This window comes from Salininema proteolyticum (assembly GCF_042685645.1).
GTDB classification, from domain to species: Bacteria; Actinomycetota; Actinomycetes; order Mycobacteriales; family Micromonosporaceae; genus Salininema; species Salininema proteolyticum.
Map to the genome: position 1 here is coordinate 4767634 of NZ_JBHUNX010000001.1, position 24260 is coordinate 4791893.

At 70.2% G+C, this 24260-nt stretch carries 21 protein-coding genes; 13 read left to right on the forward strand and 8 right to left on the reverse strand.

From position 1 onward, the window contains the following. Positions 1–182: 182 nt before the first annotated feature. On the reverse strand, positions 183–1403 hold the full coding sequence (gene purD / locus ACFTE1_RS22330; RefSeq protein WP_380619256.1) for a phosphoribosylamine--glycine ligase: 1221 nt from the start codon (positions 1401–1403) through the stop codon (positions 183–185). Between the two features lie 182 nt (positions 1404–1585). Here purD and purB point away from each other — a divergent pair, with 182 nt between their 5' ends. From purB to ACFTE1_RS22370, 8 genes are all read left to right on the forward strand, one after another. Further along, positions 1586–3007 (forward strand): adenylosuccinate lyase, encoded by a 1422-nt coding sequence (gene purB / locus ACFTE1_RS22335; RefSeq protein WP_380619254.1) that lies wholly within the window; start codon positions 1586–1588, stop codon positions 3005–3007. A 109-nt stretch (positions 3008–3116) separates the two neighbouring features. Continuing rightward, a complete protein-coding gene (gene purS / locus ACFTE1_RS22340) occupies positions 3117–3374 on the forward strand; it encodes a phosphoribosylformylglycinamidine synthase subunit PurS (protein WP_380619252.1) in 258 nt (85 codons plus the stop codon). Further along, positions 3371–4054 carry a phosphoribosylformylglycinamidine synthase subunit PurQ gene (purQ, locus tag ACFTE1_RS22345; RefSeq protein WP_380619250.1) on the forward strand — a complete coding sequence of 228 codons (684 nt, stop codon included), beginning with the start codon at positions 3371–3373 and terminating at the stop codon, positions 4052–4054. The genes purS and purQ overlap by 4 nt, the downstream gene beginning before the upstream one ends. After that, positions 4051–6375 (forward strand): phosphoribosylformylglycinamidine synthase subunit PurL, encoded by a 2325-nt coding sequence (gene purL / locus ACFTE1_RS22350; protein ID WP_380619248.1) that lies wholly within the window; start codon positions 4051–4053, stop codon positions 6373–6375. The genes purQ and purL overlap by 4 nt, the downstream gene beginning before the upstream one ends. Before the next feature lie 179 nt (positions 6376–6554). Beyond that, the gene (locus ACFTE1_RS22355; RefSeq protein WP_380619246.1) at positions 6555–6902 is read left to right on the forward strand and encodes a hypothetical protein; all 348 of its coding nucleotides are present in this window, start codon (positions 6555–6557) and stop codon (positions 6900–6902) included. A gap of 175 nt (positions 6903–7077) precedes the next feature. Continuing rightward, a complete protein-coding gene (locus ACFTE1_RS22360; protein WP_380619244.1) occupies positions 7078–8001 on the forward strand; it encodes a hydroxymethylglutaryl-CoA lyase in 924 nt (307 codons plus the stop codon). Between the two features lie 60 nt (positions 8002–8061). Continuing rightward, positions 8062–8997, forward strand: a complete 936-nt coding sequence (locus ACFTE1_RS22365) for a hypothetical protein (RefSeq protein WP_380619242.1) — start codon at positions 8062–8064, stop codon at positions 8995–8997. A 94-nt stretch (positions 8998–9091) separates the two neighbouring features. Continuing rightward, positions 9092–10015 carry a hypothetical protein gene (locus ACFTE1_RS22370; protein ID WP_380619240.1) on the forward strand — a complete coding sequence of 308 codons (924 nt, stop codon included), beginning with the start codon at positions 9092–9094 and terminating at the stop codon, positions 10013–10015. A 131-nt stretch (positions 10016–10146) separates the two neighbouring features. Here the strand turns inward: ACFTE1_RS22370 and ACFTE1_RS22375 are convergent, their stop codons facing one another. Then, positions 10147–10491, reverse strand: coding sequence for a HigA family addiction module antitoxin (locus ACFTE1_RS22375; protein WP_380619238.1), 345 nt, complete (start codon positions 10489–10491; stop codon positions 10147–10149). 65 nt (positions 10492–10556) lie between these two features. Next, a complete protein-coding gene (locus ACFTE1_RS22380; protein ID WP_380619236.1) occupies positions 10557–11936 on the reverse strand; it encodes an NAD(P)H-quinone dehydrogenase in 1380 nt (459 codons plus the stop codon). A 63-nt stretch (positions 11937–11999) separates the two neighbouring features. On the opposite strand from ACFTE1_RS22380, the gene ACFTE1_RS22385 reads away from it, so the two are divergent. Further along, positions 12000–12443: a gamma-glutamylcyclotransferase family protein gene (locus ACFTE1_RS22385; RefSeq protein ID WP_380619234.1), complete on the forward strand. Its 444-nt coding sequence runs from the start codon at positions 12000–12002 to the stop codon at positions 12441–12443. A gap of 24 nt (positions 12444–12467) precedes the next feature. Here ACFTE1_RS22385 and ACFTE1_RS22390 read toward each other — a convergent pair whose 3' ends face one another. Together ACFTE1_RS22390 and ACFTE1_RS22395 are read right to left on the reverse strand one after the other, a co-directional pair. After that, positions 12468–15131, reverse strand: a complete 2664-nt coding sequence (locus ACFTE1_RS22390; protein ID WP_380619232.1) for a hypothetical protein — start codon at positions 15129–15131, stop codon at positions 12468–12470. A 78-nt stretch (positions 15132–15209) separates the two neighbouring features. Continuing rightward, positions 15210–17105: an amidohydrolase gene (locus ACFTE1_RS22395; RefSeq protein ID WP_380619230.1), complete on the reverse strand. Its 1896-nt coding sequence runs from the start codon at positions 17103–17105 to the stop codon at positions 15210–15212. A 472-nt stretch (positions 17106–17577) separates the two neighbouring features. Here ACFTE1_RS22395 and ACFTE1_RS22400 point away from each other — a divergent pair, with 472 nt between their 5' ends. Further along, complete coding sequence (locus ACFTE1_RS22400; RefSeq protein WP_380619228.1) at positions 17578–18312, forward strand: UbiX family flavin prenyltransferase; 735 nt, start codon at positions 17578–17580, stop codon at positions 18310–18312. 379 nt (positions 18313–18691) lie between these two features. Here the strand turns inward: ACFTE1_RS22400 and ACFTE1_RS22405 are convergent, their stop codons facing one another. After that, positions 18692–18940, reverse strand: a complete 249-nt coding sequence (locus ACFTE1_RS22405; RefSeq protein ID WP_380619225.1) for a BldC family transcriptional regulator — start codon at positions 18938–18940, stop codon at positions 18692–18694. A gap of 760 nt (positions 18941–19700) precedes the next feature. Here ACFTE1_RS22405 and ACFTE1_RS22410 point away from each other — a divergent pair. Both ACFTE1_RS22410 and ACFTE1_RS22415 read left to right on the forward strand, forming a co-directional pair. Then, entirely contained in the window at positions 19701–20159 is a 459-nt protein-coding gene (locus tag ACFTE1_RS22410) for an Lrp/AsnC family transcriptional regulator (protein ID WP_380619221.1), read from the forward strand. A gap of 10 nt (positions 20160–20169) precedes the next feature. Beyond that, positions 20170–21234, forward strand: a complete 1065-nt coding sequence (locus ACFTE1_RS22415) for a PLP-dependent cysteine synthase family protein (protein WP_380619218.1) — start codon at positions 20170–20172, stop codon at positions 21232–21234. A gap of 25 nt (positions 21235–21259) precedes the next feature. On the opposite strand, the gene ACFTE1_RS22420 is transcribed toward ACFTE1_RS22415, so the two are convergent. Both ACFTE1_RS22420 and ACFTE1_RS22425 read right to left on the reverse strand, forming a co-directional pair. Next, complete coding sequence (locus tag ACFTE1_RS22420; protein ID WP_380619216.1) at positions 21260–22147, reverse strand: YihY/virulence factor BrkB family protein; 888 nt, start codon at positions 22145–22147, stop codon at positions 21260–21262. A 21-nt stretch (positions 22148–22168) separates the two neighbouring features. Continuing rightward, entirely contained in the window at positions 22169–22636 is a 468-nt protein-coding gene (locus ACFTE1_RS22425; protein ID WP_380619214.1) for an RrF2 family transcriptional regulator, read from the reverse strand. Between the two features lie 304 nt (positions 22637–22940). Here ACFTE1_RS22425 and ACFTE1_RS22430 point away from each other — a divergent pair, with 304 nt between their 5' ends. Next, entirely contained in the window at positions 22941–24188 is a 1248-nt protein-coding gene (locus tag ACFTE1_RS22430) for a CynX/NimT family MFS transporter (protein ID WP_380619212.1), read from the forward strand. Positions 24189–24260 lie beyond the last annotated feature (72 nt).

Genomic DNA, 24260 nt, shown 5'->3' on the forward strand with positions numbered 1-24260 from the left:
GGCGCCTCGCGTCCGAAAAGCCGAGCGGCTCTGCGTCCAAGTGGCGGTCTGAGCGGTACCGGCGTGGCGCGCGGAGGCCGAACGGCACCCGGGCGCGGTGAAGAGCCGAGCACCGCCGAGGCGGAACGCCGGCGGGGCCGGGCCCGCAGGCCCGGCCCCGCCGGTGAAGTCCGTTTCCGCGCCTAGATGTTCGCGGCGATGTCCTTGCGGTAGTGACCGCCTTCCAGGCCGACGCCCTCGGCGATCTCGTAGGCCTTGGCCCTCGCGTCGGCGACGTCGGCGCCCCTCGCGACGCAGTCGAGCACGCGCCCGCCGGTGGCGACGAGCCGGCCCTCGTCGTCGAAGCCCGTGCCGGCGTGCAGCACGCCTTCCACGTCGGCGCCGCTGACCGGACGCCCCTTGACGACGTCCCCGGGATAGCCCTCATTGGACACCACGACGCACACGGCGGCACCCTCATGCCACTCCAGCTCCGGGAAATCGCCCAGGCGCTCCGTCGCGGCGGCCATGAGCAGCTCGCCCAGCGGCGTCTTGAGCATCGTCAGGATCGGCTGGATCTCCGGGTCCCCGAAGCGCGCGTTGAACTCCACCACGCGCAGGCCGCGCGAGGTCAGGGCCAGTCCGCAGTAGAGGGTGCCGACGAACGGCGTGCCCCGGGAGGCCAGTTCGCGCAGCGTCGGGCGCGCGACGGTCTCCATGATCTCCTCGGCGATGCCGTCCGGGGCCCACGGCAGCGGGGTGTAGGCCCCCATGCCGCCGGTGTTCGGCCCGGTACCGCCGTCGTCGATGCGCTTGAAGTCCTGGGCGGGAAGGAAGGGCACGGCGTCAGTGCCGTCGCTGACGACGAAGAGCGAGATCTCCGGGCCGTCGAGGAACTCCTCGACCACCACCCGGCCGCACTCCAGGCCGTGCTCCACGGCGGCCTCGCGGTCGCCGGTCACGATGACGCCCTTGCCCGCGGCCAGGCCGTCGTCCTTCACCACATAGGGAGCGCCGTAAGCGTCCAGCGCGGCCTCCAGCTCCTCGCGGCCCTCGCAGACGCGGGCGGCGGCGGTCGGCACGCCGGCCTTCTCCATGACGTCCTTGGCGAACGCCTTCGAGCCCTCGACCCGGGCCGCCTCGGCCGACGGTCCGTAGACCGCGATGCCCTTGGCGCGCACCGCGTCGGCCACACCGGCCACGAGAGGGGCCTCGGGCCCCACGATGACCAGGTCGGCGCCGGTCGTCACCGCGAGGGCGGCGACCGCGGCCGGATCGGTCTGGTCGACGGCCACGCACTCGGCCAGGGAAGCCATGCCCGGGTTCCCGGGGGCGCAGACCAGGGACTTGACCGCCTCGTCGGCCGCCAGCGCTTTGGCCAGGGCGTGCTCGCGGCCGCCCGTGCCGATCAGAAGTACTCGCATGGCCTCAGTGTAAGGCCCCGCGAACCGCGAGTCGCCCACCAGAAGGGGGGATATGTGGGCTCGGACCATCCCCGACCAGCAATTTCATCCTGTCATCCCATGACTCCGGCGTGTCGTGACTTAGCGCATGAATGCCCTCGCATCAGTGGTCGATCGGGCTCCCTGCCTGCGACAATGAACGGGTGGTTACAGCTGACGTCCTCGCGACCCGATACGCCTCCGCTCCCATGAGGGAGATCTGGGACCCCGAAGGGAAGATCAAGGCCGAGCGCCGACTCTGGATCGCGGTCATGCGCGCCCAGAACGACCTCGGCATCGCCGTCGACCCCCGGGTCATCGCCGACTACGAGAACGCGGTCGACCGGATCGACCTCGACTCCATCGCCGAACGGGAGCGCGTCACCAAACACGACGTCAAGGCCCGCATCGAGGAGTTCAACGCCCTCGCCGGCCACCAGCACATCCACAAGGGCATGACCAGCCGCGACCTGACCGAGAACGTGGAGCAGACGCAGGTGCGCCTCTCCCTGGAGCTGGTGCGCGACCGCATCGTCTCCGCGCTGGTCCGCATGGGCGCCCGCACCGGGCAGTACCGCGACCTCGTCATGGCCGGACGCTCCCACAACGTCCCCGCGCAGGCCACCACCCTCGGCAAGCGCTTCGCCTCCTGGACCGAGGAACTGCTGCTGGCCTACGACCGCGTCGAGGACCTGCTGCGCCGCTACCCGCTGCGCGGGATCAAGGGCCCCGTCGGCTCCGCCCAGGACCAGCTCGACCTGCTCGACGGCGATGCCGGAAAGCTCTCCGACCTGGAGCGGCGTGTGGCCTCCCACCTGGGATTCTCCGAGGTCATGGACTCCGTCGGCCAGGTCTACCCGCGCTCGCTGGACTACGAGGCCGCCTCGGCCATGGTCCAGGTCGCCGCCGGCCCGTCCTCGGCCGCGCTCACCATCCGCCTCATGGCAGGCCAGGAGCTGGCCACCGAGGGCTTCGCCAAGGGGCAGGTCGGCTCCTCGGCGATGCCGCACAAGATGAACACCCGCTCCTCCGAGCGGATCAACGGCTTCGCCGTGATCGTCCGCGGCTACGCCTCCATGCTGGCCGAACTGGCCGGCGACCAGTGGAACGAGGGCGACGTGTCCTGTTCCGTGGTCCGCCGCGTGGCCCTGCCCGACCTCTTCTACGCCGTCGACGGCATGTTCGAGACCTTCCTGACCGTGCTCGACTCCTTCGGCGCCTACCCGGCCGTCATCGGCGCCGAACTGGACCGCTACCTGCCGTTCCTGACCTCGACGAAGATCCTCATGGAGTCCGTCAAGCGCGGCGCCGGGCGAGAGGACGCCCACGAGGCGATCAAGGAGCACGCCGTGGCTGTGGCACGCGACATGCGTGAAAAAGGTCAACGCGCCAACGACCTGTTCGAGCGCCTCGCGGGCGACGACCGACTGCCCCTCTCGGCGGACGACCTCGCCGCCCTGGTCGCCGATCCGAGTGAATTCACCGGAGCCGCTGGGCAGCAGGCCGACCGGGTGGCCGAGAGGGTCGCCCGCGTAGCGGAGCAGCACCCCGAGGCCGCTTCCTACCAGCCCTCCGACATCCTGTGACGCAGCGCGTAGCAGGGGAAAAGATACCCGCCGAGGCATCGGAGCCCGGCTATTGTGGGCGTGGGGACGCGTCCCCGGTCCTCGTCATTGCAACCGACAGGAGTAGACAGTGGCCCGTGTAGTGGTCGAGGTAATGCTGAAGTCCGAGATTCTGGACCCGCAAGGTGAGGCCGTGGCCAACGCGCTGCCGCGCCTGGGGGTCAAGGGTGTCAACTCCGTGCGCATCGGAAAGCGCATCGAGCTGGACTTCGACGACAGCACCGTAGACATCGAGAGCAAGGCCGGCCGCATCGCCGACGAGCTGCTCGCCAACCCCGTCATCGAGAACTTCACCCTCAAGGTCGAGGACGAGGACAGCGGAGCATGAGCGCACGAATCGGAATCGTCACGTTCCCCGGCTCCCTGGACGACCGCGACGCCGCCCGCGCCGTGGCCCTCGCCGGGGCCGAGCCGGTGCGACTGTGGCACGACGACGCCGCCCTCAACAAGGTCCACGCCGTCTTCCTGCCCGGCGGGTTCTCGTACGGCGACTACCTGCGCACCGGGGCCATCGCCCGGTTCAGCGACGTCATGGGCGTCGTCCGCGAGGCCGCCAACCTGGGCATGCCCGTGCTCGGCGTCTGCAACGGATTCCAGGTCCTGTGCGAGTCGCACCTGCTTCCCGGGGCCCTGGTGCGCAACGCCCACCTGCGCTACCGCAACGCTCCCGCCGCCCTTCGCGTGGAGAACAACGCCACGGCCTGGACTCGGGCCTACGGCGAGAACCAGCGGGTGGTCTTCCCCGCCAAGCACGGCGAAGGGCGCTTCGTCGCCGACGAGGCGACCCTCAAGGGACTCGAGGACAACGGCCAGGTGGTGTTCCGCTACCTGGACAACCCCAACGGCTCCTCCAACGACATCGCGGGCGTGAGCAACGAGGACGGCAACGTCGTCGGCCTCATGCCGCACCCCGAGCACGCCGTCGAGGCCCTGACCGGCCCGTCCGAGGACGGACGCGGCATCATCGCCTCGGTGCTCTCCCACCTCACGGAAGGAGCGAGCCGGTGACGGAGAACCAGCTTCCCGAGGTCGACACGGTCGGCACCGCCGCCGCGACCCCGGACCTCAAGCAGCCGCACGCCGAACTCGGGCTCAAGGACGACGAGTACGAGCGCATCCGCAAGATCCTGGACCGCCGCCCGACCCAGTCGGAGCTGGCCATGTACTCGATCATGTGGTCCGAGCACTGCTCCTACAAGTCCTCCAAGGTGCACCTGCGCCAGTTCGGGGAGAAGAACCCGAAGACCGACCGCCTCCTCGCCGGCATCGGCGAGAACGCCGGCGTCGTCGCCATCGACGACGAGACCGCCGTGACGTTCAAGGTCGAGTCGCACAACCACCCGTCCTACATCGAGCCCAAGCAGGGCGCGGCCACCGGCGTCGGCGGCATCATCCGCGACATCCTCGCCATGGGCGCCCGCCCGATCGCCGTCATGGACTCGCTGCGCTTCGGCGCCGCCGACCACCCCGACACCGCGCGCGTCCTGCCCGGCGTCGTGGAGGGCGTGAGCCACTACGGCAACTGCGTGGGGCTGCCCAACGTCGGCGGCGAGGTCTACTTCGACCCCTCCTACCAGGGAAACCCGCTGGTCAACGCGCTCTCGGTCGGCGTCCTGCCCGCCGCCCAGCTGCAGACCATGCAGGCCTCGGGCGTGGGCAACGTCGTCATCCTCATGGGCGCCAAGACCGGCAAGGACGGCATTGGCGGCGTCTCCGTGCTCGCTTCGGCGACGTTCGAAGAGGACGACGACTCCGACGCGCGCCCGTCGGTGCAGGTCGGCGACCCGTTCACCGAGAAGCTGCTCATCGAGGCCTGCCTGGAGCTCTACCAGGCCGGCGACGTGGTCGGCATCCAGGACCTCGGCGGCGCCGGCCTGACCTGCGCCCTGTCCGAGACCGCCGCCGCCGGAACCGGCGGCATGCACGTCCAGCTCGACCGCGTCCCGCTGCGCGCCAAGGGAATGGCCCCGCAGGACATCCTCGCCTCCGAGTCGCAGGAGCGCATGCTCCTCATCGTCGACCCGTCCAAGGTCGACAAGGTCCTCGGCGTCTCCCACCGCTGGGGCCTGCTGGCCACCGCGATCGGCGAGGTCACCGACTCCGGCCGACTGGTCATCGACTTCAAGGGCCAGACCGTCGTCGACGCCCCGCCCGCCACCCTGGCCGACGAGGGACCGGTCTACGAGCGTCCGGTCACCGAGCCCAACGACCGCGAGCTCATCCGGGTCGACCGGGCCGAGACGCTGCAGCGGCCCTCCTCCGGCGACGAGTTGAAGGAGACCGTGCTCAAGCTGGCCTCCAGCCCGAACCTGTGCGACCGGACCTGGGTGACCGAGCAGTACGACACGTCCGTGCTCGGCAACACCGTCCTGGCCATGCCGCACGACGCCGGCGTCATCCGCCTCAACGAGGAGACCAACGTCGGCATCGCGCTGAGCCTCGACGGCAACGGCCGCTTCGCCAGGCTCGACCCGTACCGCGGGGCGCAGATGGCTCTGGCCGAGGCCTACCGGAACGTCGCTGTCACCGGCGCGACGCCGATCGCCGTCTCCGACTGCCTCAACTTCGGCTCCCCCGAGGACCCGAACGTCATGTGGCAGTTCAAGGAGGCCGTCACCGGCATCGCCGACGCCGCGCAGTTCCTGAACATCCCCGTCACCGGCGGGAACGTGTCGTTCTACAACCAGACCGGCGTGGAGGCCATCCACCCGACGCCCGTCATCGGAGTGCTCGGCGTCCACCGGGACGTCCGCTACCGCATCCCGGTCGGACTGGGCGAGTCCGGGGACACCGTCGCGCTCATCGGCGGGCCGACCCGCGAGGAGCTCTCCGGCTCCGAATGGGCGTGGGTCGAGCACGGCCACCTCGGCGGGGTGGGCCCGGAGGTCGACCTGGACCGCGAGCGCCGCCTGGCCGCCGTCATGGCGCACCTGGCAGGAACGCAGCAGGTCAGCTCCGCGCACGACCTGTCCGAGGGCGGGCTGTCCCAGGCGCTGGTCGAGGCCGTCGTGACCTCCGGTCGCGGAGTGCGGATCGACCTGCCCGGCGAGATCGACCCGTTCGTCTCGCTGTTCAGCGAGTCGACCTCGCGTGTGCTGGTCACGATCCCGAAGGGCCACGAGCTGGCCGTCAAGGGGTCTTTGACGCAGAACGGGCTGGGTTTCACGCCGCTCGGCGTCGTCGACCAGGACACCGACGGACTCGAGGTCAAGGGGCGGTTCCACGCCACCTGGGCGGAGCTGGAGGACGCCTGGCGCGGTCAGATCGAGAAGTACCTGGCCACGGCCGAGCAGGCTCACCTGGAGGAAGAGGCCTCCTCTTCCAAGTAGGTCGTACGCGTCGGAGACGGACGTCTGTAGCCGGACGCGTGAACCTGTATCTCAGGTCCGGCGGGGGCCGGTGTTGAAACCGGTCCCCGCCGGGCTTTATCGTGTGCACGCACGTTAGCCCTCCCCGTGGAAGAAGATGCATAGTGCGCCTTTACCCCTCATGGCGTTCCCTGTCGCGGATGCTGTCCCTGTTGTGCCTCGCTCTGACTGTCCTCCTCTTGCTCGCACTGGCGTGGACGGACCCGGAGTTCGCCGCGAGGGCGCCGTTGCTCGCCCTCGCCGGGGCGATCGGGATCCTGGCCGTATGGGCGTTCACGGGCCCGAGGGTGGACCGCACCTCGGTGGACTATCCGGGCAGGCGGGAGAAGGAGAGCTACTACCTCAGGCCTGGAGCGGAACACGTCCTCCACGGCGACTGGGTTTTCATCCGGGGAGCGTCCGGGATTCTGAGCCCCACGTCCATGGAGAGGGGTTCCTTTTCCAAGAGGAGTTGGGAACGGCTCGAACGATCTCTGGAGCGGGTCTGACGTCCGCTCGTTTCGGGCGCCTTGTTCGACGACAGGGACGGTCCCCGGGAGTTCCGGAAGGCCTCGCCAGTGCTGGGGATGTTCCGCGGGAAAAGCTCGCGAGCCGGGGGAGTGATCGTCCCCTCTTCCCGCGCTAGACTTCACCTACCGCAACGTATCGAAGGAGACCGCGACAATGACGTCACCGACCATCGATGTCGAGATCCGCGAGGTAGGGCCCCGGGACGGACTGCAGAACGAGTCGCCCATCCCCACCGACCAGAAGATCGCCCTGATCAACGGGCTCAACAAGACCGGCCACCACCGGATCGAGGCCGTCAGTTTCGTCCACCCCAAGGCGATTCCCCAGATGGCCGACGCCGACGAGGTGTGGGGCTCGGTCGAGAAGAACCCCGACGTCCTCTACAACGCGCTCGTCCCCAACACGCGGGGCCTGCAGAGGGCCATCGACGCGGGCTTCAAAGAGGTCAACGTCGTCCTCTCCGCCTCCGACACGCACAACCGCGCCAATCTCAACCGCTCCACCGACGACTCGGTCGCGGAGCTGAAGGACCTGGTGGCGCTCGCACACGACAACGGCGTGTTCATCGAGCTGGTCATCGCGACCAGCTTCGGCTGCCCCTTCGAGGGCGACACGGACCCCGGGCGCGTCGCCGGGATCGTCGACCGCGGCCAGGAGGCGGGCATCGACCGCATCGCCTTCGGCGACACGACCGGCATGGGCACGCCCCGCCGCGTCAAGGACCTGCTCGACGCGGTCGACACCGACCTGCCGAGGCTCATGCACTTCCACAACACCCGCGGTACCGCGCTGGCGAACATCCTCGTCTCGCTGGACTACGGGATCCGCCAGTTCGACGCCTCGGTCGGCGGGCTCGGCGGCTGCCCCTACGCTCCGGGCGCCACGGGCAATGTCGCGACCGAGGAGGTCGTGCACATGCTGCACGACATGGGCCTGAACACGGGCATCGACTTGGAGGAGCTGCTCAAGGTGGCGGCGAACGCCGAAGAGATGGTCAAGCACGAGCTGCCCAGCGGCGTGTACAAGGCCGGCCCGCGCACCCGGCTGGTTCCCGCGCGGGACGACCTCTGCTCTTAGGACGTCGAGGCGGCGGGCGGGAGCGTCCGCCGCCCCGGGCAATGGCACTGCTCTCCTACGATGGCCGTTGTGCACGACTGCCACCGGGTCAACGACCTTACTTATCCTCCCAAGCCGAAGCGGAACGTGTCCCCGGCCCTCGCCGGCCTCGTCCTGACGGTCGGCGTCGCGGCCTCCCCCTTCGGAGCCGCGTTCGGCTCTTTCACGCTGTACTGGGACCTGGGCTGGAGCGCCGTCCACGCCCAGCTGGTCTTCCTCGCCGTCGCGCCGACCGTCCTGTGGGCCACCGCCTGGTTCAGCATATGGGCGGCCCGCCTCCGGGGGCCGCGGCGGTTCACCTACCGGTTCCCCATACCCGTCCTGGCGCTCATCGTGGTGGCCTGCTACGGGATCGCCCTGTCCCCCTTGTACTGGGGCATCGTGCACGGCGGCCTCGGAGACGGGGACTCGGGCGGCGAGCTGTCCGTCGTGCTGCTGATCGTTCTGCTCACGGCCGCCGTCATCGCTGCGACGGCGGTCTGCAGGCCCATAGAGGATCCGGCCGCGGCCTTCGCGGACCTCCGGCCGCGGGGCGTGACCGAGACCGACGTGGTGGCCTGCCGGGAGGTCGAGGAGGCGACGGGCGACCACGTGCGCGAGGTCGTCCAGCTCAGCGAGCCGAATCCCCTCGTGGAGGAGCTCGAGGTGGAAGACGGCATGCGGGTCCGCTACGCGCTTCGGAACGGAGAATGGGTGGAGACGCACCTTCAACTGCAGCAGCTTCGCCTGGACTTCGGCCGCGACGAGATGGCGGCCGCGGCCGGGGACGGTCGTGACCGCGAGGAGCTGGAGGTCGGGGACGGCCCCGCCTACCGCTTCCGCTCTCCGGACGGCGAGGAGGACTTCGTCTGGTTCGCCGTCGACGACCGTTTCGTGGTCGAGGTGCGCAGTTCGAAGGCGCTGGGACACCGCGTCCGCCTGGACCTGGCCCGCAGCGCCCTGTCGCGGCTGCGGTGAGGCGGGCTCCGCCGGGGCAGTGCCGCCGCGGCGGAGACTCAACGGCCCCCGGTGGGGGTGTGACTTCCCGAACACGTCTTCTAAACTTGTGAACGTGCCCGAAAACTATTCCTCAAACGCTCTGGCCCTCGCCCGACGGCTCGAGCACCGTGTACCGCCCTTTATCGCCGTGCCCGTCCTGGCGATCGTCGGACTAGCCCTCATCGCCGGGGCGTCGGCCCTCACCAGCCGTCTCTACTGGGAGCGGGGCTGGACCGAGGTGGAGGCCCACCTCTTCTTCCTCTCGATCGCCCTGTCCGGCTCGTGGCTGGTCACCTGGTTCGGCCTCTGGGCCTTCGGCCGCCGAGGCCCGGACCGGCCCGTCCGCCGCCTACCGGTCCCCGCCCGAGCGGCCGTGTCCGTCGCGCTGTGCGCGCTCGCCCTGGCGCCCTTGTACGTGCGGGCCACCGGCGGCGGGGAGACGGTGGACGACCCGTGGGTCCCGCAGGCGGTGCTCCTGAGCGCCGTCCTGCTGCCCGCGGCCGTGCTCGCCTCCGTCCGGGTCTGCCGTCCCGAAGCGGTCGGCGCCGAGACCGCCGCCCTCGAACCCACTGGATTGACCTCCGACGACGTCCTGACCGCGAACGTGGTCGCGGAGGCCACCGGCCGGCGAGTGCTGAGCACCGAGCGGCGCGGGGAGATCGATCCCGCCTCCACCGGCGCGGACTCGGGAGGCGAAATGTTCCTCCACTATGAACTCCAGGACGGCGCCTGGATCGAGGTCGTCCTGCGACTCCAGCAATTCTATTCGGACAGAGGATATGAAGAACTCCTCGACGAAGCCGGAGTCGGCTGCGAGCGCGAGGAGTTGGAGGGTTGGGGCGACCCCACCTACCGTTTCCAGTCCGCCGACGGCGAGAGCGATTTCGTCTGGACGGCCGTGGACGACGCCTTCGTCCTCGAGGTCCGCAGCTCCGACCACTTCGGCCACGAGGTGCGCTCGACATTGGCCCGCAAGGGCCGCGAGGGCCTCTGGTAGGCGCGCCGCCTCGCATCCGACAATCCCGCGCCCGGCCTGAGCGTTCCAACGCCCGGCACCAGGTCTCTCCGAACCCGGTCCCGCGCCCTAAGGCGCGGCTTCGGGCGTCTCCGAGTCCGAGCGCCCCGCGCCTACCCTTCGCGGCTCCGGGCCGGGCGCGGGATCGGGTCCAGGAGGAACGCGCCCAGCGGGGCGATCCTCCTGAGCTCCGGCCCAAGCTTGTCCCTCTCGACCTTGAGGTCGTGGCGGGCCTGCAGGTTCATCCAGAACGCGGGACCGTTGCCGAAGAACCTGCCCAGGCGGAGAGCGGTGTCGGGGGTGATGCCGCGCTTGCCGAGCACGATCTCGTTGATCCGCCGCGGCGGTACGCCGACGGTGCGGGCGACGCGGGTCTGGGAGAGCCGGAGCGGCGCCAGGAAGTCGTCCATGAGGACCTTGCCGGGATGGACGGGCGCGTTGTTCTGCTGGTTCCTCATCCTCCACAAGGTAACGCCCGGCCGGCTCGGGCCGGGCGTTCGGAAGGCGTGTCGGAACGGCTGTCTCAGTACTCCATGAGCTGGCGGGCCGCCTCGGCGACGGATCCCGACAGGGACGGGTAGATCGTCAGGGTGCGGGCCAGCTGCTCGACGGTGAGGCGGTGCTCCACGGCGATGGCGACCGGCTGGATCAGCTCGCCGGCGCGGGAGGCCACGATGACGCCGCCGGCCACGACGCCGGAGGTGCGCCAGGCGAAGATCTTGACGAACCCGGCCGAGCGGTTGAGCATCTTGGCGCGCGGGTTGGAGGCCAGCGGCAGTTTGACGACCCGGCAGTCGACCTTGCCGGAGTCCACGTCGCCCTGGGTGACGCCCACGGTGGCCAGTTCGGGGTCGGAGAAGACGTTGGAGGCCACGTTGCGCAGCTTGATCGGGCGGACGGCCTCGCCGAGGGCGTGCCAGACGGCGATGCGGCCCTGCATGGCGGCGACCGAGGCGAGCGCGTGCACGCCGGTCACGTCGCCGGCGGCGTAGATGCCGGGGACGTTGGTGCGCGAGACCTTGTCGACCGGGATGTAGCCTCGGTCGTCGGTGTCGACGCCCAGCTCGGCGAGCCCGAGGCCCTCGGAGTTGGGGACGGATCCGACGGTGATGAGCGCGTGCGAACCGGGCACGACGGTGCCGTCGCCGAGCTCGACCTCGACGCCGTCGTCGGTGCGGCGCACGGCGTTGGCGCGGGCGTGGCTGCGGATGTCCATGCCGCGTCCGCGGAAGACCGACTCGACGGCCTCGGCGGCGTCGCGGTCCTCGTGCGGCATGACGCGGTCGCGCGAGGAGATCAGGGTGACCCGCGAGCCCATGGAGAGGTAGGCGGAGGCGAACTCGGCGCCGGTGACGCCGGAGCCGACGACGATGAGGTGTTCGGGGAGCTCGTCGAGGTCGTAGAGCTGGCGGCAGGTGAGGACCCGCTCGCCGTCGACGGGGGTGGTGGGGAGCACGCGCGGGGTGGCGCCGGTGGCGAGGAGGACGATGTCGGCGTGGATGGTGTAGTCCTCGCCGTCGCGGGGCGACACGCGGACGGCGTGCGTGCGGCCCTCGCAGTCGGCCAGGGTGGCGGTCCCGTCGACGAGGGTGACGCCGGCGGTGGTGAGCTTGCCGGCGATGTCGCCGGACTGCTGGCCGGCGAGCTGTTTGACCCGGGCGTTGACGGCCTTCGGCTTGACGCGGGGGGCGTCGACCTCCACGCCGAGGTCGACCGACTCCTTGGCCTCGGTGACGGCGTTGGAGGCGGCGATGAACGACTTGGAGGGCACGCAGTCGGTCAGCACGCACGCGCCTCCGGCTCCCGTGGCCTCGATGAGGGTCACCTCCGCGTTCAGCTGGGCCGCTACCAGGGCCGCTTCGTATCCTGCGGGTCCGCCCCCGATGATGGCTACACGTGCCACGGGTGTCCACCTTTCTGGTGTCATGTTCTTCATTGGTTCGCGATTTAAGAGTATCTTCAAGGTGTGATTCTTTACGCGGCGTATGGCTCCAATCTTGATCCTGCTCGCATGCGCGGAACCTGTCCGCGCTCTCCGCTCGTGGGCACGGGTTGGCTGGAGGGGTGGCGGCTGACGTTCGCGGGCGGTGACCTGGGATGGGAGTCGGCGGTTTCGACCGTCGTGGAGTCCCCGGTGGAGCGGGTCTACGCCGCCCTCTACGAGCTGCACACTATGGACAAGGCGACTCTCGACGAGTTGGAGGGTTTCACCTCCGACCTGTACCGGAAGATGCAGACGCACGTGGCCACGAGCGAGGGCCTCAAGCCGGTGTGGATGTACGTCTACGACGGCTTCGAGGGCGGACTCCCCTCGCAGTGGTACCTCGACGAGCTGGTCCGGTCGGCCGAGGCCGGCGGCGCTCCGGAGGACTATATAGAGGCGTTGAAGAAGCGCCCCACCAGCGGGTGAACGATCGTTCGGGAACCGCCGCGCTTAAGGGCCGCGGCGGTTCTCCGCGCCTCCCGGCTCTCCTATGAGATCGGCCACCACGAGGTCGAAGACGGCCGCGTCGGGGTAGCTACCGTGGCCCCGCATGTCCAGCCGCGCCCGGTAGGCGCTGTCGGTGACGATGTCGGGGTCGCGGAAGCGCACGTCCGGGCCGATCTTCCAGTGGTAGTGCCACAGAGTGAACTCGCCCTCCCCTTCGCGCGTGGGAACCCGGACCGGTGCGACCGGTTCGGGGTCGTCGAAGCTGCGCCACTTGTCGACCAGCGGCCCGTGCCGGCTGCTCGGCACCCCCTCGGGGGTCCAGCTCAGCACCGGGGCGCCCAGGGGGTCGGTCCAGCGGTAGATGTTGCGCCACCGGCCTGAGAGGACGGGCCGGTAGACCTCGCGGATCTTCTCGTAGCCGAGGTAGGCGGGCAGGAGGCGCGCGTAGATGAACTTCAGCTGGGAGCCGTAGGTCAGCAGGTGGAGCTTGTCGAGCGCCGCGCGGGCGCGGGCGGGCCGCAGCCAGTCGACCTCGTCCTCGTCGGCCTTCTCGGCGTCCTCGCGGGAGGCCTGGCCGTCCAGGAGCGCGGCGACGGCCATGGAGATGACGGCGCCCTGGCTGTGCCCGGAGAGGACGACCGCCCCGGCTGTGGACTCCCGCCGGTTCAGCAGCCGCACGTTCGCCAGCTGCGAGCAGCGCTCGGCCACTCCGATGACGGCGCGCTCGCCGTAGGGCGGCGGCGTCAGGGGGTGGCCCATGCGCGGCCAGAACGACACCAGGTCCCACACCGTCCCGACGCTCGTCCGCACGCTCTGGCGCCGCCACGCGAGGAGGCCGACGAGGACCAGGCCCGCGCCGATCACCGAGACGGCGACCGCCCCGGTCTGGAGGACGTACTCGGACGGGAGGTCGAAGCGGCTGCGCCACATGTCCACGACGCCGTCGGGGTCGGCGCTCAGCGAGACGCGGACGCCCGCGTACCCGGCGAGGATCGTGCTGACCCCGCCCAGCGCGGCGACCAGCCCGAGCACGTGGTGGTAGCGGTAGCGGGCCATCGCCGCCCACCAGGCGCGGGAGACCTTGGCCTGGTTGAGGCGGGCGGCCCGCGTCGGAGCCCCCGTCTCGTCGGAGTGCCCGTAGTCGTTCGCCACCTCGTCGAGGAACTCCCGCCGCGTCGACCGCGTCGCCCACCAGGCCACGACGAGGCCCGCGGCGGTCAGCACGCCGAACCACAGCCACAGGCCGATTCCGGCGTAGGCCGTCCACACCAGCGAGACCAGGGCGACGACCGCCCAGAGGACCGCGACGACATCGTTGCGCAGCAGCCAGATCAGGGCCGGGACCAGGAGGGCGCCGAAGACGACCACGGTGATCAGCCCCCAGATGGCAGCGGCGAGCTGGAAGCCGGCGGCGATGTCGCCGCCGGAGGCGAAGACCTGGGCCGACCAGTACACGCCGGCGGCGCTGAAGCCGTAGCCGACGAGGACGGCGACCGAGGACAGCACCCACGGGCCGAAGCCGTGCCAGAACGGCCGGAAGTCCCGAGGCACGTCCTCGCCCCAGTGCCGCCTGCCGACGGGGGCGAGGCGGTAGACGAGGCAGTCGGCGGCGATGACGACCAGCAGCACGGCGGTGGCCACCCCGGTGCGGTTGATGATCTCGCCGACCAGTGGGACCGGCGCGTCCGGAGACTCCTCCGCCGACATGTAGACCAGCCAGACGGCGGTGAGGGCGGCGGCGAGGGCCGCGAGCATGCCGATCTGGACGATCCGCAGCGGGCGGGCCTCGAACTTCGGGTAGACCTTGAAGCCGTCGCGGCGTTTGATCTTGTTGACCACCGCGTTCGGGTTGAGGACGACGGTGAGGACGGCCCCGGCGAGCCCGATCGAGAGGACCCACCAGGCGACGGCCCGGGCCGGGTCGTACCAGCTGTGGCCGGAGGCGCCCGGGGGCGCGGCGGCCAGGGCGATCAGCCCGACCAGGCAGGTGCTCGCCCAGATGTGCGCGAGCCTCTGGACGATGGAGATGTTGGCCCTCCAGAACCCGGAGTCCTCCAGGCTGCCGTTGCGCGCGGCCGGGTCGAAGTCGCGCCGCGCGCCGGGAGGGTCGTGCGAGAAGGAGCTGCGGCCGAAGAACCACAGCGACAGGATCAACAGGGCCGGGACGGCCGCCGCGATGAGGAACCGCAGCGGGTAGTCCTGGCGCGCGAACCAGTCCAGGACGGGCAGGCCGCGCCCGCACGCCTCGCCGGAGCACTGGCGGGCGATGACCTCCCAGCTGATGTAGCAGGCGGTGACGACGAGGACGGCGGTCAGCACGAGTCCCAGCAGCCGCAGGACGGCGTCGGACCACTTGTCGAGCGGCGTCCTCTTCTTCGGCTGGAGCTGCGCGAACCGCGCGAGGTTCATGAGTGAGAACGGGACCATCAGGAGCCAGAGCACGCGCCAGCGCGATCCGGCCGTGTAGTTGCCCCAGTGGAAGGCCTCCACCGTCCGCCCCTGCACGGCGGCGTTGGACAGGCTGCGGTAACTGGGCGTGCGGCGCCGGAAGATGCGCCCGATGGTGTCCCCGGCGACGTGGAACGGGTGCGGGTCCCCGAGCATCTCGGAGGGCGGCGTGCCGCTGACTCCGTGCACGCGCAGCTCGACGAGATCCTCGCGGTCCATGCCCCGGCTCCGTTCTAACCCTCGGTGGAACCTCCCCTTATTGACTCACAGGATGACGTGGAACACAACGACGCGATGTCAGAACACCGGCGAGGCGGCGGCCGCGAGGGCCGTGTGAGTCATGACCCGCACGCCGTAGGCCAGGGCCTTCTCGTCGATGTCGAAGGTGCCCTGGTGGATGTCCAGGCGCTCGCCGGGGCGTCCGACGCCGAGCCGGGCCATCGCCCCGGGAACCTGCTCCAGGTAGTAGGCGAAGTCCTCGCCTCCCATGGACGCGGGCGCCTCGGCCACGGCCTGCTGGCCGAGCGCCGCCGAGGTGGCCCCGGCGAACATGGCCGCGGCGGAGCGGTCGTTGACCACGGGCGGGACGCCGCGCGTGTAGTCGATGTCGCAGTTGACGCCCGCCGCCATGGCGACGTTGCGGGTGACCTCCTGGACCAGGCGCGGGACCTCTTCGCGGGCCTCGCGGCCCTGCATGCGGATGGTGGCCTTGGCGACCGCCTCCTGCGGGATGGCGTTGGCGGCCTCGCCGGCGTTGACCGAGCCGAAGACGATGGCGACGTTCTGGCGCGGGTCGAGCAGGCGGTTGACGATCGAGGGCATGTCGACGACGACGCGGGAGATCGCGGTGCACAGGTCCGTCGTCAGGTGCGGGCGGGAGGTGTGCCCGCCGCGCCCGTTCATGCGGACCTCCATCATGTCGCAGGCGGCGGTGAGGTTGCCGTTGCGGATGCCGACCTGTCCGGCCAGGAAGTTCGGGTCGCAGTGGAAGCCGAAGACCGCGGCGACGTCCTGGAGGGCGCCGTGCTTGATCATGGTGGGCGCTCCGGACGGGAACCGCTCCTCGCTGGGCTGGAAGATCAGCCGGAAGCGGCCGTGCAGCTCGCCGCGCGCGGCCAGCTCGCCCAGCACCTTGCCGACGCCGAGGACGATCGAGGTGTGCGCGTCGTGGCCGCAGGCGTGGCAGACGCCGTCGTTGGTCGAGCGGTAGGGGACCTTCTTGGGGTCCTGGATGGGCAGGGCGTCCATGTCGGCGCGGATCGCGATGACCTTCTCGCCGTCGCCGATGTCGCAGGTCAGGCCGGTTCCGTCGGGGATCATCTCGGGTTTGAGCCCGGCCTCGCGCAGCTGGTCGGCGACGTAGGAGGCCGTGGGCTGCTCCTCGCGGGACAGGCACGGGTTGGCGTGGATGTGGCGCCGGGTGCGGACCAGGTCGGAGTAGTTGTCCTTGATCCACTGGTCGAGGAACTCGGGAAGGGTGAAGGTCGACATGGCGCCGGGACCGGGGCGGTGGCCCGGGGCGACCGGGTCGTCGACGGGCTCGGCGTCGCGGGCCGCGCCGAAGCGGATCCCCGCCGGCTCGGCGGCCGCGTCCCCCTTCGCGGGCGCGGTCTCCCCGGCGGGCGCGGTGCGCTCGGCGGTCTTGGCGCCGTTCCCGCCGAACAGGGCGGTGTCCGTTTCGGCGCCGGCGGTGGAACCCCCGGCCTCGGTGGACGGTGTGGACGATGTGTCGCCGCCGGACGGCGAGTGGTCTTGTGAGCTCATGGCTTCCTCTGAGCGGTCGTTGTCCGCCGCGGCACTGACAGCCGGGGCGGTGGTCGGGAGTGGTGTGGTCGGAGGGTTCGGGACGGCGCCCTCCTCGGCGGCCGGCGTGGTCGCGCCGGCGGGAGGGCGCTCGGCGGTGCCGTCGTGCGCCGCGCGGGCGTCGGCGGTGGCCGGGGCTCCGTCGCGCTTGCGGTGAGCGTCGATATCGGTGGCCGGGGCCTCGTCGCGCCTCGAGTCGCCTTCAAGGGCGACGGCCGGGCTCGGAGAGGTGGTCTCCGGGCGCTCGGCGTGGTCGTTGCGGTCGGTCTCGGGGGAGGTGTCCGAGGGGGACTCGGCGGAATCCTCGGGGGACTCACCGTCCCGGAGGGCGCCCCCGGGCAGGGTGAGGTGTCGCGGTGTGGTGTTGTTCTCCGCTGCGAGCGTGTCCATTATGGCTTCGCGCCTCTCAAATTCGCGAGTGTGCAATCAGAACTTTGAAAGGTATGTCTGATTAAACCTGATAGACGTCGGCCTGTCCGCGAAGTTCGCGCGGTCGACGCTTCCGCTTCCGTGCGCCAGCTCCCATAACCGACAGGCGTTCTGGACGGGTACAGAGCGGTGGTTTGATTAGAGCTGGTGTACCCCAAACAAACACGACATAGTGTTCAACGATTCGCCCCGGTGATCGGTGACGGCCCGCCCGGATATTTCCCGGGGAGGCCTCGCCGGGTGACACGGTGAAGACGCGGTCGGCAGTTCGGTATGACACGGTTTCGGCCAGGTTTTCGCACTCTTTCCGCAGCGTACCGAAACGCGGTAGGTAACCGCCCGGAAGACGTTCAGTCGCCCGCCCGACAACGGAGTGACGCAACGCTCATCGCTCTCCGCGAGGCGGACGCCGCCGCTGAGGCAACCTAGAGGCATGGACACCACTCAGTCGGACGGGTCCGGCGGCCGGCCGGCGGAAGGCCCCTCCCGGAGCGGAAGCCCCTCCCAGAGCGGAGGGGGCTCCGACGGGGCGCCGGACCCGCGCGTGCCCTGGGTAGTCGGCATCACCGGCGCCTCTGGCTCGCTCTACGCCGCCGCCGTCCTCCGCGGCCTCATCGACGCCGGGGAGCCGGTCGACCTCATCGTCTCCAAGGCGGCCCGGCTGACGCTCATCGACGAGACCGGACGGTCGGTGCGGGACGCGCACTGGAAGGACGACGTCTCCGCCTGGATCGGACGGGAGCTCGCGCACGCCGACGTCGAGTACTGGCGCGCCGACGACTTCGCCGCCGGACCCTCGTCCGGCTCGTACCGTGCCAAGGGCTTCATAGCCGTCCCTGCCACGGCCGCCGCCTGTGCGGGCATCGCCCTGGGACTCTCGAAGGACCTCATCCAGAGGGCCGGGGAGGTCAACCTCAAGGAGCGGCGTCCGGTGGTGGTGGTCCCGCGCGAGACCCCGGCCTCCCGGTCCCACCTGCAGCATCTGCTGGAGCTCCACGACGCCGGCGCCGTGGTGGTCCCGGCGACCCCGGCCTTCTACGCCGGAAGCAGGGACCTCGACCAGGTCGTCGACTTCCTGGCGGGGAGGATCCTCGACGCCGCGGGCGTCGAGCACGGCCTGTACCGGCGCTGGAAGGGCGACCTGGGGGCCGCCAGGGACGACGCCTGACGGGCGTGGACGGGGTCTGCTGCCGTCCTCATCGCACGTCAGCGCGAACGACGACGCCTGACGGGTGCCGCCCCGGCGACGGGGCATGACGGGCTCTCCGCGACGCGGTCCGCTCGGTCGGTCGAGTCGCGTGAGAGCGTCAAGCGCTGCGACGCGGCCCGCTCGGCCGACCGCCGGCGCCCCGGCACGCGAAAAGGGGACGCCGTCTCCGGCATCCCCTGGTAGTTCGGGCGAGATCCGCGGTGTTCGGTCCTCCGGGTCCGGCGGGGGATCTGTCCGCTTCCCCCGGCGGAAGGCCTGTGGTTCCGGCGCCGCCTCGGGCTTCGCCCTCAGCCCGCGCCCATGACGAAGGGGATGCCTCGGCATCCCCTGGTCCCGGTCACTGGTGGGTCGGGCGGTCCGGATGGTGCGGACGGTCCGGCTGTCCCTCGCCCGGTGCGGAGGAAGCGGCGTTCAGCTCGCCCGTGAGAAGCGCTTGGACCTCGGACTCGCGAAAACGGCGGTGTCCGCCCGGCGTGCGGATGGATCCGATCCGGCCGGCCGCGGCCCACCGCGTGACCGTCTTGGGGTCCACGCGGAACATGCTAGCCACCTCGCCCGGCGTCAGAAGTCGGTCCTCGGTTTCCATTGGTCGATCCTCCCCGTTTAGGTGCAGTCGTTGCGGACTGACTGCGTTGTCTCACCCGGCCTGTGGGCACCGCCTCGGACGGTCGTGAAACCGCCCGTTAACCGACGAATACTCACATAGTGCGGTTAAGTCCATTACAACACTAATAAGCCAAAACCGCCATGAGTTCTTGAACATACTTTTCATTGGTAAGTAAGACTCAAAAGCCCCAGCGTGTAGGCGTAACAGAAAGACTTTTGTGTTATTAGAGAACTGGACAAGTACGGTAACACGTTCGCCTGATGACAGGGTTGGAAACGCGACTTGACCGATTCAGGCGGTCGCAAGGGGAGGCCGGGGCGAATGAGCGGTCGGCACGGGGGCGCACGACCGAAGCTCGCCGGGCGGGGGGCGGACCGTTCGCCCGGCGCTCCGGGGCGGCCAATCTGGGGCCAGAGGTCGGCCACTAGGGACCGCCCGTTCGCACGGCGCTCCGGGGTGGCCGATCGGGGGCCGGGGGTCGGCCACTGGGGACCGCCTGTTCGCCTGGCGCTCCGGGCCGCCGTCTTCCGAATCCTGATCCCGACCGAAGCGCCGCCTTCCGGCGGGAGAGGACGTGGACGTGACTCTCGAATTCCGCGACGCCGTCCGGCGGCAGTGGGCGCCGGACGATCAGGCCCCGGAACGCCCCCGGCGCGCGGGCGGGTCGGGGTGTCGGAACCTCCCCTGCACAGGGCCCCGGAGGGAGGATCGCCCGGGCGCCTCGCGCTATGCTCGTGCGGTGGATAGCATAGATGCCCAGATCATCGACCTCCTCCGCGCCGACGGACGCCTCTCCTACGCCGAACTGGCCCGCCAGGTGGGCCTGACGGCCCCCTCGGTCCAGGACCGCGTGGCCAAGCTCGAGAAGGCCGGCGTCATCCTCGGCTTCCGCGCCATCGTGGACCCCGCCGCCGTCGGCAGCCCCGTCACCGCCCTCATCGGACTCGTCACGAACTCCGCCCGCAACTACGCCGACATCACCGACCACCTCCACGGCATCGAGGAGATCGAGGACTGCTACTTCCTCGCCGGCGAGGAGTGCTACATGCTCAAGGTCCGGGTCGCCAAGATCGAGGACCTGGAGCGCCTGATCGAGAGCCTCGGCCGGATTGACGGTGTTTCCCACACCCGTACTACGATTACCCTGTCGACCAAGTGGGAGGGACGCCCCAAGGCCCTTCGCATCGAAGACGAATGAGGGGAAGCGCATGGAGATCATCGACCGCTCGGCGGACCGCGCCTGGACGGACTGGGCCATCAAGACGGTCGAGGCGGACGCCAACCGCAGCGCCGACACGCATCTCCTGCCCTTCCGGCTCCCCGACTCGTGGGGCATCGACCTCTACCTGAAGGACGAGTCCTCCCACCCCACCGGCTCGCTCAAGCACCGCCTCGCGCGCTCGCTGTTCCTCTACGCCGTCTGCAACGGGTGGATCGCCCAGGGCACCCCCGTCATCGAGGCCTCCTCGGGCTCCACGGCCGTCAGCGAGGCCTACTTCGCCCGCATGCTCGACCTCCCGTTCACCGCCGTCATGCCGGCCTCCACCTCGCGCGCCAAGATCGCGCAGATCGAGTTCTACGGAGGCAAGGCCCACCTGGTCGACGACGGCTCGACCGTCTCGGCCGAGGCCCGCCGCCTCGCCGAGGAGACCGGCGGCCACTTCATGGACCAGTTCACCTACGCCGAGCGGGCCACTGACTGGCGCGGGAACAACAACATCGCCGAGTCGATCTTCGAGCAGATGTCCCTCGAACGCCATCCCGTCCCCGCCTGGGTCGTCGTCGGCGCCGGCACGGGCGGCACCTCGGCCACCATCGGCCGCTACGTGCGCTACAAGTGCCACGGCACGAAGCTCTGCGTGGCCGACCCCGAGCACAGCTCGTTCTTCGCCTCCTGGCGCGACGCCGACCCGGACGCCGAGGCCGGCTGCAGCCGCATCGAGGGCATCGGCCGCCCCACGGTCGAGCCCTCGTTCGTCCCCAGCCTCGTGGACGCCATGGCCAAGGTCGGCGACGCCGAGTCGGTGTTCATGCTCCGCTGGGCCTCCAAGGAGCTCGGACGCCCGCTGGGTGGCTCGACGGGCACCAACCTCGTGGCCGTCTTCCGCCTCATGAAGGAGATGCGCGAGCGCGGGGAAGAGGGCAGCATCGTCAGCCTCATCTGCGACCCGGGACAGCGCTACGCCACCACCTACTTCAACGACGAGTGGATCGCCGAGCAGGGGCTGGACCTGGCCGCCGCCGAGCGGGACCTGCGCCCGCTTCTGCCCTGACCCTCTCCGCGCGTCCGGGCCCGGTTCAAACGTTCGGAATGTACTTGCGGTTGTAGAGGTCCCGCACCTGCCCGTGGTCGGAGGTCGCCGTCCAGGCGGCCCCGAACAGGAGCACGATGTTGAACAGGTAGAAGAACAGCAGGAGGCCCACGGCCGTCGAGACCGCCTGGTAGGCGGGCCGGTCCGAGACGTTGGTGATGTAGAGGCGCCCGACGGTCTTGAGTCCTTCGAGCCCGATGGCGACCATGAGCGAGGCCGGCAGGACTCGCCGGAAGGCCATTTTCAGCCGCGGAAGGGCCATGAGCATGACGGTGGCCAGGACGACGTCGGTGACCACGGCGGTGGCGACCGAGAGGATCTGCAGCCACGTGTCGGACTGCCAGATCCGGTCCAGCCCCACCCACTCGACGATGGACTCGAACCCGGCCGAGGCGGCGATGGTCAGCAGGAGGAGCACGGACAGCGCGGCGAGGACGCCGAGGTCGATGATCCAGCGCAGGACGAAGTGGCCCGGCTCCCGCTCCAGGTCCCACAGGTGGCGGACGGCGTTGCGCACCGCCTGGACCCAGGCGACGCCGGTGATGAGGAGGGCGACCACGGCGATCGTCCCGACCTCCTGGCGGCTGTCCTCCAGCAGGCCCACGTCGACGATGGGGAGGTTCTGCTCCAGCCAGGACTCCACGGCGAAGTAGATCGGTTGGAGCTGGAGCATGTACCCGAACACCGCGAGCGCCAGCAGCGACATGGAGAACGAGGCGAAGAACGCGTAGTAGGCGATGGCGGCGGACAGGAGTCCGCCGTCGGCGTCGGCCATGCGCTCTCCGGCGCGCCAGGAGTGGTCGACGAGGCGGGACCTCTTGCGGGCCTTCTCGACCGTCTCGTCGAACCAGGCCCCGATGTCGGGGAATCTCACGTTGGGGCTTCTCCGCTCTCGTTAACCGTGGATCTCACGGACTTTCCAGGCGTCGGGATCCTCGATGAGGGCCGCGACCTCGGCGGGGAGTGTGCGTGCGGCGACGTCGGCCAGGCTGACGCGTTCCAGGATGCTCCTCTCGGCCGCTCGGAGGGCCACCAGGACGTCGGCGAGGGCGGCGGCCGAGCCTTCGTAGCGGACCTCTTCGGGGCGCTGTCCGCGCACGCCCAGGAGCGGGCCGTCGATGCAGCGGATGACGTCGGCCAGGGAGGTGTCCGCGGCGGGCCGGGCGAGCCGGTGGCCGCCCTCGGCGCCGCGTTTGGACTCGATGATGGCGCCCTTGCGCAGCTGCGACAGGATGGACTCGAGGAATTTGCGGGGGATGTCCTGGTCGGTGGCGATCTCTTCCGCGGTCGTCCAGCGGGGGCCGCGTGCCGCGAGGACCGCGGCGGCCCGCAGGGCGTAGTCCAGCCTGGCGCTCAGTCTCACGGCGCTCGTTCCTCCTCTGTCCGGTCCGTCCGTGCGGGCGGGCCATGGTCTAGCTTAACCGGGGCTCCCCGGGCGCACGGCGGCCGAATGTTAACGAAGGTAACCCGTGAGACCGATTACGCTCCGGCCTGAGAGCCGGAACCCAGCGTTAACTTAGACAGGTTGTCCTTATCCTCCCGCCCCGGCGATCCGGGGCCTTTCTTGTGACCGTCGCACGGCACGGGGCGCACCACATCGCCCGGCCGGACGCGAGCCCGAGCACCGGCGCCCACAAGGCGCCCTGTTCCACAGAAGGGTAATGCCCATGGTGACCCAGACCGAGGCGGCCGCCGCCGTCTCCTCGCGCACCCGACTCCCCGGCTACGCCAAGCCCCTCGGCCTCGCCGCCTGGGTGCTGATCGCCGGAGTCGTCCTCGCCTCCTTCAACTTCCGCACGGCCATCACGTCCGTCGGCGCCATCCTGCCCGAGATCCAGCAGGGTCTGGGCATGAGCGAGACCCTGGCGGGGGTGCTGACGACGCTGCCGGTCGTCGCCTTCGCCGTCTTCGGGGCGCTGACGCCGCGCATGATGCGCCGTTTCGGGGCCAAGGCCGTGATGGCGGGCAGCATGCTCGTGATGAGCCTGGGCGTCATCGCCCGAACCGTCACCGACAACACCGCGCTCTTCCTCGTCCTCTCGGGCGTCGCCCTGATCGGCGGCGCGTTCGGCAACGTCGCGCTGCCGGCGATCGTGAAGGAGTACTTCCCGACTCTCATCGGTCCGCTCATGACGACCTACTCGGTGTCGCTGGCCGTGGGCGGGGCCGTGGCGGCCTCGGTGACGGTGCCGGTGTTCGAGAGCACGCGGTCGTGGGAGACCACGCTGGCCCTGTGGGCGGTGCCGGCGCTGCTGGCGGCCGTCGTCTGGCTCGCCTGGCCGCAGCCTTCGGCCAAGCAGCGGTCCCAGGAGAGGGAGAGGCTCGACGGCGTCCTCAAGACGCGCCTGGCCTGGATGCTCATGCTGTTCTTCGGCGCGCAGTCCTCGCTGGCGTACATCGGCCTGGGCTGGCTGCCGCAGATCCTCCGCGAGGACGGCATGTCCGCGCACCGGGCCGGGGCCCTGTTCGGCCTGTTCACCGTCGTGGTGATCGTGCCGAGCCTCTTCGTGCCGATGCTCGCCGCCGCGCGCTCGTCGCAGCGGCTGCTCCTGCTGAGCATGGGCTGGCTCAGCCCCGCCGGCGTCCTGGGCCTGTGGCTGATGGACGGGTCCGGCGCCTGGCTGTGGGTGACCCTGTTCGGCCTCGGCATGGGCATGTTCCCGCTCTCGCTGACCCTGTTCACGCTGCGCGCCCGCACGCCCGCCGGGACCGAGGCGCTCTCGGCGTTCTCGCAGTCGGCGGGCTACCTCATCGCGGGGGCCGGGCCGTTCGCCATGGGCGCGCTCTTCGGCGCGACCGGCAGTTTCGACCTGCCCTTCGCGTTCATGTTCGTGCTCATCGCGGTACAGCTGACCGCCGGGTTCTACGCGACGGCCAACCGATTCGTGGAAGACGAAGTGGCCTCGACCCGCTGACACGAAGGCTTCACCCTTTTGGCACTATGGAAAGTGCGGTGAACCACAAGGCCGTGGTTCGAACGTAAGGGA

Bases quoted from the DNA above. Each gene is read 5' to 3' on its own strand.
- purD (WP_380619256.1), bottom strand. From the start codon at position 1,403: ATGCGAGTACTTCTGATCGGCACGGGCGGCCGCGAGCACGCCCTGGCC.
- purQ (WP_380619250.1), top strand. From the start codon at position 3,371: ATGAGCGCACGAATCGGAATCGTCACGTTCCCCGGCTCCCTGGACGAC.
- ACFTE1_RS22355 (WP_380619246.1), top strand. From the start codon at position 6,555: ATGCTGTCCCTGTTGTGCCTCGCTCTGACTGTCCTCCTCTTGCTCGCA.
- ACFTE1_RS22360 (WP_380619244.1), top strand. From the start codon at position 7,078: ATGACGTCACCGACCATCGATGTCGAGATCCGCGAGGTAGGGCCCCGG.
- ACFTE1_RS22365 (WP_380619242.1), top strand. From the start codon at position 8,062: ATGGCCGTTGTGCACGACTGCCACCGGGTCAACGACCTTACTTATCCT.
- ACFTE1_RS22375 (WP_380619238.1), bottom strand. From the start codon at position 10,491: ATGAGGAACCAGCAGAACAACGCGCCCGTCCATCCCGGCAAGGTCCTC.
- ACFTE1_RS22390 (WP_380619232.1), bottom strand. From the start codon at position 15,131: ATGGACCGCGAGGATCTCGTCGAGCTGCGCGTGCACGGAGTCAGCGGC.
- ACFTE1_RS22395 (WP_380619230.1), bottom strand. From the start codon at position 17,105: ATGGACACGCTCGCAGCGGAGAACAACACCACACCGCGACACCTCACC.
- ACFTE1_RS22400 (WP_380619228.1), top strand. From the start codon at position 17,578: ATGGACACCACTCAGTCGGACGGGTCCGGCGGCCGGCCGGCGGAAGGC.
- ACFTE1_RS22405 (WP_380619225.1), bottom strand. From the start codon at position 18,940: ATGGAAACCGAGGACCGACTTCTGACGCCGGGCGAGGTGGCTAGCATG.
- ACFTE1_RS22415 (WP_380619218.1), top strand. From the start codon at position 20,170: ATGGAGATCATCGACCGCTCGGCGGACCGCGCCTGGACGGACTGGGCC.
- ACFTE1_RS22430 (WP_380619212.1), top strand. From the start codon at position 22,941: ATGGTGACCCAGACCGAGGCGGCCGCCGCCGTCTCCTCGCGCACCCGA.